The organism is Candidatus Symbiothrix dinenymphae (assembly GCF_001431085.1).
The window spans coordinates 1-996 of sequence record NZ_BBRU01000076.1 but is presented as its reverse complement, the minus strand read 5'-3'; the positions used below and the strand labels follow the sequence as shown (position 1 = coordinate 996).

Annotated in this window: 2 protein-coding genes; both read right to left on the bottom strand. The window is 44.6% G+C overall.

The features are described from left to right. Positions 1-198, bottom strand: a 198-nt coding sequence (locus ASC50_RS06640) for an undecaprenyl diphosphate synthase family protein (RefSeq protein ID WP_162491117.1), incomplete at its 3' end; no start/stop codon positions are given. Positions 199-320: 122 nt separating this feature from the next. Then, positions 321-902, bottom strand: coding sequence for a type IX secretion system protein PorG (porG, locus tag ASC50_RS01240; protein ID WP_226995316.1), 582 nt, complete (start codon positions 900-902; stop codon positions 321-323). Positions 903-996 lie beyond the last annotated feature (94 nt).

The following is a 996-nucleotide window of genomic DNA, read 5'->3' as shown; positions in this document are numbered from 1 at the left end:
GTTCCATTTTCCGGGCGAGAACGTGTAGAGGGGCCGCCACTTAACACCAATTTCAACAGCAGCCTCCCCCGCGTTGCGCCCCGACACACCCCCTTCGCGATGACCCTCATAGCGGTCAAGCGCGCGTTGTTGTGCCCAGCGTCCGTTCCCATCCATTATGATGGCAACATGCTTCGGAAGTCGTTGTATATCACTCATATTCTTATCAGTTACCAGTTACCAGTTACCAGTTATCCATTTTCAATTACCAATTTACCAATTACCAATTTTCAATTACCCAATTATCAACTACCTAATTGGTAACTGGTAACTGGTAACTGCTATGGTTCGCAGCATCCATTTGTTCTCAGTCCTATGTCCCATGTGATGGTGAAGAGGACTGTGTTGTAACTATCGTTGTTTTTGAATGTCCCTTCGCTTGTTTTGTACGGGTCATTCAAATTAAATTTTTCTCTCTTGTCCGGTGTATCAAAATCGTCGCTAAACAATTGATGCACTGCCACTTCCAATCCTAAATTCAACCTGTTCATCAGTTTGTATCGCAACCCCAAACCCAGAGGTACTTGGAAACCAAAGAACCTGTCTGTACCGCTTGCGTACGTCAAGCCCAATCCGGCGAAGATGTAGGGCGTAATCGGACTGGTGTTCAGATACTCGTATTTGTCGCTGTAAGGCACAAAATTAAACTCTATGTGTCCTCCCAATTCCACAAATATGCGTTCAAAACTTGTCTGTGCATCGTATGGGAAAACATTTTTAACATTTTTTGTGTCGCCGTTCACCCGTCCGAGCAGCAAATCTGCCGCCATTGACCATCTAAAATTCAAATTCTCCCTAAAAACGACCCCTATTGCGGGGTTGAAATTGAGAAACAATTCGTATGTCGGAAGCCTTAATCGCATCGTTGCCAAGAATATGCACCTTGCGAATTTTGATTTTTTCCTTCTTATCAACGGTGATGTCCAAAATGATTTTGCCGGGGTTAGACACATCCGG